Origin of the sequence: Vibrio caribbeanicus ATCC BAA-2122 (assembly GCF_000165125.1) — a bacterium.
Taxonomy (GTDB): Bacteria; Pseudomonadota; Gammaproteobacteria; order Enterobacterales; family Vibrionaceae; genus Vibrio; species Vibrio caribbeanicus.
The window spans coordinates 23,981-30,346 of record NZ_AEIU01000006.1 but is presented as its reverse complement, the minus strand read 5'-3'; the positions used below and the strand labels follow the sequence as shown (position 1 = coordinate 30,346).

The 6,366-nt window shown below is 39.3% G+C and carries 5 protein-coding genes; 4 read left to right on the top strand and 1 reads right to left on the bottom strand.

What is annotated here, in order from left to right; translation table 11 throughout:
- On the top strand, positions 1-1,020 hold a 1,020-nt coding region (locus RH40_RS01510; protein ID WP_009599501.1), incomplete at its 5' end, for a glyceraldehyde-3-phosphate dehydrogenase.
- Between the two features lie 311 nt (positions 1,021-1,331).
- The gene (locus RH40_RS01505; protein ID WP_009599500.1) at positions 1,332-1,541 is read left to right on the top strand and encodes a hypothetical protein; all 210 of its coding nucleotides are present in this window, start codon (positions 1,332-1,334) and stop codon (positions 1,539-1,541) included.
- Between the two features lie 60 nt (positions 1,542-1,601).
- On the opposite strand, the gene RH40_RS01500 is transcribed toward RH40_RS01505, so the two are convergent.
- Positions 1,602-3,452: a M4 family metallopeptidase gene (locus RH40_RS01500; protein WP_009599499.1), complete on the bottom strand. Its 1,851-nt coding sequence runs from the start codon at positions 3,450-3,452 to the stop codon at positions 1,602-1,604.
- A gap of 659 nt (positions 3,453-4,111) precedes the next feature.
- On the opposite strand from RH40_RS01500, the gene RH40_RS01495 reads away from it, so the two are divergent.
- On the top strand, positions 4,112-5,326 hold the full coding sequence (locus RH40_RS01495; RefSeq protein ID WP_009599498.1) for an alpha/beta hydrolase: 1,215 nt from the start codon (positions 4,112-4,114) through the stop codon (positions 5,324-5,326).
- A gap of 365 nt (positions 5,327-5,691) precedes the next feature.
- Positions 5,692-6,177: an acyl-CoA thioesterase gene (locus RH40_RS01490; protein WP_009599497.1), complete on the top strand. Its 486-nt coding sequence runs from the start codon at positions 5,692-5,694 to the stop codon at positions 6,175-6,177.
- Positions 6,178-6,366: the final 189 nt, after the last annotated feature.

The following is a 6,366-nucleotide window of genomic DNA, read 5'->3' as shown; positions in this document are numbered from 1 at the left end:
CTCTTAACAAGACTGCTTGTTGAGAAGTCAGGTTCTGGATATCCCCTGCGTCTGCGTGCTGTTGTAGTTCGTGGAGGTAAAGAAGGTGACCTTGAGAAACGAGCAAGTCTGTTGCGCAGAGATTCAGTTCACGGCCAATTTAACGGCAGTATTATTGTTGATGAAGAAAACAAGGCAATTATCGCAAACGGTAACTACATCCAATTCATCTACGCCAACAAGCCAGAAGAAATCGATTACAACAAGTATGGTATCAACGACGCTCTTATTGTAGATAACACTGGCGTCTGGAGAGATACGGAAGGTCTTGGGCAACACCTAGCATGCAAGGGAGCGGAGAAAGTACTTCTTACTGCGCCCGGCAAAGGTGAAATAAAGAATATCGTCTTTGGCGTAAACGACAATGATATTCTGCAAGAAGATAAAATTGTTTCTGCAGCAAGTTGTACCACCAACGCAATAACCCCGGTGTTAAAAGCGATTAACGACAAATATACCATTAACTCAGGTCACATTGAGACCGTTCACTCATTCACCAATGATCAGAACTTAATAGACAACTATCATTCTGGTGAACGACGTGGACGCAGTGCTTCACTTAATATGGTTTTGACCTCAACGGGTGCTGCCAAAGCGGTTTCTAAAGCACTTCCAGAGCTCGCGGGTAAGTTGACAGGAAACGCTATTCGAGTTCCAACACCTAACGTTTCTATGGCAGTTGCGAACCTCAACTTGGAAAAAGAAACAGATAAAGAAGAACTGAATGCGTTCTTACGTGATGTAGCACTAAGATCTGAATTATCTGCACAGATTGATTATACAGAATCTACCGAGATCGTATCCACCGACCTCGTCGGATCGCGCTTTGCAGGTGTCGTAGACGGTGCAGCAACAATCGCCCAAGACAAACGCTGCGTTCTTTACATCTGGTATGATAATGAGTTTGGTTATAGCTGCCAAGTGATCCACTGTATGGAGCAGATGATGGGAGTAAGGTACCCCACTTACCCTGTCAGCTAAGCATAAAAAAAACGGGAGTTCATTCATAGTGTACTCTCGATAATTCTCCCTAAATAACCAGTAATCTCAAGTATCCTGAAATTATTGAGCCTGACTAAGCCACTTTAGCTCTAAAGTGGCTTTTTTATTTTTGTTCATACTTGGTTCATTTCAAATCGATTAATATGCTCTTATACCCAAGTGACCTCACGATATTAGGTTTAGCCGGAATGTCTTATAGATAAGATAACAATAGGCAAAGTCTTCTAAATCAAAGATCGATAACGACGTTTTGGCGTCACTTGAGTAGATAACATAAAGAGGTATTAAGAATGAACAGAATTGTTACACTTGCTTGTGCGTTATTTATAGGCTTTTTCACCCTTATGTTTAGCCTTGTTATGGTTGTACCACTTGCCATCATCGCTTTGATCACAGGTAAAAAAATTGAACGATCTTTTAAACAGGCTCGATTTAACGCAACCAATACGAGCAATAAGAACACAGTACTTGAGGGAGAGTTCGAGGATGTGTCACGTTAACTGGGACGTTAGAGCTTTAAAGCCTTCACCATACTGCGTGAAGGCTTATTAAGAAGTATTTTAATTGACCGTTGCTGTTAGAGAGTAGTTTCTAAAATCAAAGTACCCTTTAATTAGGACAAGATATATACCTTGATCTGGTCGATTGAAAACACAGCTATCAACACTACCATCTTCACGTGACTGACATTGAGCATCCATTGAGGTTGGTTTCTCACCATTGCTGACATAAAGATCGGCGTCGTTAGAACTATCATAATCAGAATGCTCTAGCTTAATTGTTAACTTTGATTTACCAGCAGGTACTTGTACTGCATAGTAGTAATTTTGGTTTTTCTTACCAGAAATATTTTCAAGCGTTTGCCCCACTGATAGCTTGGTAATTTCAGGTGGCATTGAGCAGATAGCATTAACACCAACCGAATAGAAAGCGTCAACAATATCACGTTGATCTTGTCTCAGATCTTTTGCCGCTCTTTTTACACCACACGCTGCATGATCAAAAGTCGAAGTCTCATGCCAGTACAACTGGTTTGCTAAGGTAAATGCTTGGAATGCTGTCTTTACGTCCCATTTATGTTTGTGTACCAAAAGGTAGAAAGCTTTATTAAAGATACCGCTGCTCCAATGTACATTAAGACCATCGTAATAATCTTTAGTATGTCCGATAGAGCGGCCATCTTTGGTAGGATCATCAAAATAGCGCAGCCCACCCTGCCCTTTAAAGATATCGGCACCTACGACCCAATCAACTTCCCCACGCACGAAATATTCTGCGGCTTCGCCCGCGATATCAGAAAAGGACTCGTTTATACCACCTGACTGGTTCGAATATTCAAGGTTTGAGTTTTGTTCAGTAAAGCCGTGACTGACTTCATGAGTACTAACGTTAATATCGACAAGAGGATAAAAATCAACATCACCGTCACCAAAAGTCATTGCCTCACCGTCCCAAAAAGCGTTCTCAAACTTTTGTCCAAAGTGAACTCGCATCTTTAGCTTTGAGTTTAAAGGTGTGGTATTTGCCCAGCTTTGGTAAAGGTCATAGATCACACTGCCAAAATAGTGTGCATCATTAAGGGCGGAGAAGCCACCATTGACATATCTTGCATCATTCTTATTCTCTTGACCCTCACACTCATAGGTAAACGCAGACTGTGGCCTTTCAAGATTCCAGCTATGACGCATATCAACCGTCACTACCTGATTGTTTTCTAGAGAACAGACATTGCCATCTTTTGAGATTTTCATCGGATCAAAATCTACACCATAATGATAGGCATGTGTTTTTTCGTTACCACCAATACCATGAGCTAATGCTGACGTTTTTAGCTGGTGCGCTCCATCCCATTCGCGAATAAACTGACCAGTTTTAGCATCAACAACGATAAACGGGCGACTAACCCGTCTGTTTTCCACCTTTAAATAGCTCAATTGGTATATATATTGAGCCTTATTATACTCATTATTTTCAATAAGGAGCTCTGATTTTAAAGACCTTTTTTGCATTTCATTTAGCTTTCTTCTTTCTGAAATTAGTTCTTTCACTCTAGCTTCAGACATGTTTTCAGAAAGCTCATCAAGATCCTGACTTAATCCTTTATAAACAGAACCACTAGCTTCAATAAAGTATTCTTGATTATTATTATCAAGAGTCAGTGTTATATAAGAAGATTTTACATCAACATCAGCAAAGGTCTGAATCAATCTCCGTTTGAGTGTGCCATCAGGTAACTCTTGTACTGTCATGTTTTTAAGAGCGCTCATGTTCCCTAAATTCATGATTCTATTCAACTCTGAAACTTTCCCTCTTGATAAATTTAAACTCTCGACATCAAGCAACTCAGCACCAGTTGCTGACAGTGAAAAAGCCGTAATAGCCAAGCCAATTACATTAATATTATTTTTCATATTTTTCTCCTATAAACGCTAGAAAAAATACACAAAAATAATTCCTTAACAAGGTTCTTTATTTAACTATAGAAATCTTAAATAAAAGATTCATGAATTTTTATTTAGGCCATTTTCACGCAGGATAATAAAATCACTATTAATAAGTAATTATGTATACACTTAAGTATATTATTAAGAACTCATGCAGTTTTTTATGAATAAATTTATGTTAAATTTATGTGACAGAGATCTTTTTGTTAGGATTTAAATCAAATGAAAATTTATTATATCTTAATGTTTATTTTAAATAAAAATAAAATTTCTTTCATAAGATTACAGCATAATAAAATATATCAATCAGATATTTAATCTTTAATGTTTTTAATAAAAACCAGTCAAAAAATTGGAAATAGCCAACTATGACACAGTATTATCTTCTCGTACCTCGGTACGGTGGCAATGCTCTGAGTTCTCTATTTTCAAGTTACTTGAAAATATAAACTTCAATATTCTAAGATCGGCGAGAATGGCTTGCTTTACGGGCATGCAAAGCTATACAACTCATCTTTGGGGGCAGTTTTAGGACAGAAAAAGAACACGTTCATCTTTCATTCACATTGTTAATAGTAGACTCAGTAGTATAGAAGAGTGTCCAAAAGTACAAATGGATTGAGGTAATGAAGGGTTTACAAAATATTGGGATTCTCTCCCCAAAAAAGCTTAGTCGTAAAGTCGGCTACGGGATATGTTTTTCGGCCGTGCTCTTTATCGTGACGTTAGGCTGCGCTGATAGTGGACGTAACCCTGCTTATGAAATGTCTGATTCACTGCCGAGCTATTCCCAAGAAGAATTTGAAAACTACATATCAGAAACACAAGGCTGGTTGAGCGAAAATCGAGTATTTATAACTCAAGACCCAAACGCTGAGTTAGACCTAGTCTCGCCAAGAGAGTACGTACCCAAAAAGCCAAATGGCCAAGGAATACTGCTTATTCATGGCCTCGGAGATACACCGTATTCTTTTCGCGATATCGCTTCTCATCTTGCAGCTCAAGGCTACCTCGTGCGAACAATATTGCTCCCCGGACATGCGAGTAAAGCGGGGGATCTGCAGCTTACGTCTTTCGAAGACTGGCAAGGTACCGTTGATCACCACGTTAAATTACTAAAGAAAAAAACGTCCTCAGTGTGGCTCGGTGGCTACTCTACTGGCGCTAATCTCACAACAGCATATGCGATGGAAGATCCCTCAATTCAAGGTCTCTTACTATTTTCTCCCGCATTAAAACCAGTTTCAGAAGTCGTAAAATACGCTGACATACTAAGTATTTTAGTTACATGGGCAGATAGGGATCCAGAAACAAACCCACTGCGATATAACTCATTACCAATGAATGCTGCTGCCGCCTATTATCAAACATCAACGGAGGTCAGGAAGTTACTTGAGCAAAAAACTTATGATAAGCCTGTTTTTGTTGTAATGAGCGAGCATGACAGTGTTATCGACACAGGTTTTGTTGTAGATACATTTAAAAATAAGATGACACACCCTGACAACCAAATGGTTTGGTTAGGAGAAAATGACATCGAAGATTCCAGAGCTACTCGATTCTCTATGAATATTCCTGCTCTCAGAATTTCAAACGGATCTCATATGGGGTTACTTTTTTCTCCCCAGAATGACTATTATGGTATCAAAGGCAAGCAACGTATTTGTGAAAACGGACAGGAAAAAGATATCAACCCCTGCTTGGTTGGTGAAGACGTGTGGTACTCAGCATGGGGTTACAATGAATCAGGCAAAATCCACGCGCGTTTAACCTTTAACCCCTACTTCGAGAACACAATGGATATCTTAGACCAATTGTTAGCTTCGAAACCACAGTCATGATGAGAAGCTAACTGCAATGGTATTCAAATCGACTTAAGGAACAGAATTCAGAGTGTTATCACCAATTCGAATTCAAGTCAGCGAACATCTTCGAATAACGCTTTCTGTTTACTTTTTATAATCACGAAAGTGATTTTGTCACGACCTCGAAGATCTTAACTTTATTGGTACGTGAACTTGTTTTTTATCATACGACACTCCCTAACTCATTATTTTACGTACAAAATAAAGCAATTCACCACTTCAAGAACCTTAAGGCTTGCTGAAGATACACTGTCACAAAATTCACCGCTAGGCTTTCATTGCTATAGTTAAATAACAAACAACTTAATATTGTTCAAATAAGAGCGGTTAAGGATCCGACTATGAGTAACGGTCAACGCAGTATGACACTTAGATTTCTTGCAGAGCCTAGCGATGTAAATTTTGGTGGTAAAGTCCACGGTGGTATAGTCATGAAATGGATTGATTTAGCGGCCTACGCAAATGCTGCGGCTTGGAGTGGCAAATATTGTATTACCGCATACGCAGGAGGAATACGCTTTGTAGCCCCAATCCACGTGGGAAATCTTGTTGAAGTGAGTGCTAAGCTAATCTACACCGGAACAACATCCATGCACATCGCAATCGATGTTCAAGCGAGCGATCCCAAAGAATTGAACAATCGCCTTACCACACATTGCATTGTTATTATGGTTGCAGTTGATGGTGATGGAAATCCAACACGTGTTCCCGAATGGAATCCAACGGAGCCTGAAGATATTGAATTAAGAGATTCAGCCATTCGATTAATGAATATGCGTAAACAGATTGGCGAAGAAATGGAAGCGCATGTCAAATACCTGAAGTGAAAAGATACGCATGGCTAAATAAACCCACGTAACCTCAAGATGCTAGTTCCAGCGGGGGTAACTTGCTATAAAGGCAAGGCAACGATTTGTCAATCTGTTCATCTAAATTGAACTTAGGTAACGACGAACATAAAACAAGACAGTCTCGTTAAACTTAGTCTCTTGATTTCGCTTAAATATCATCGTTTC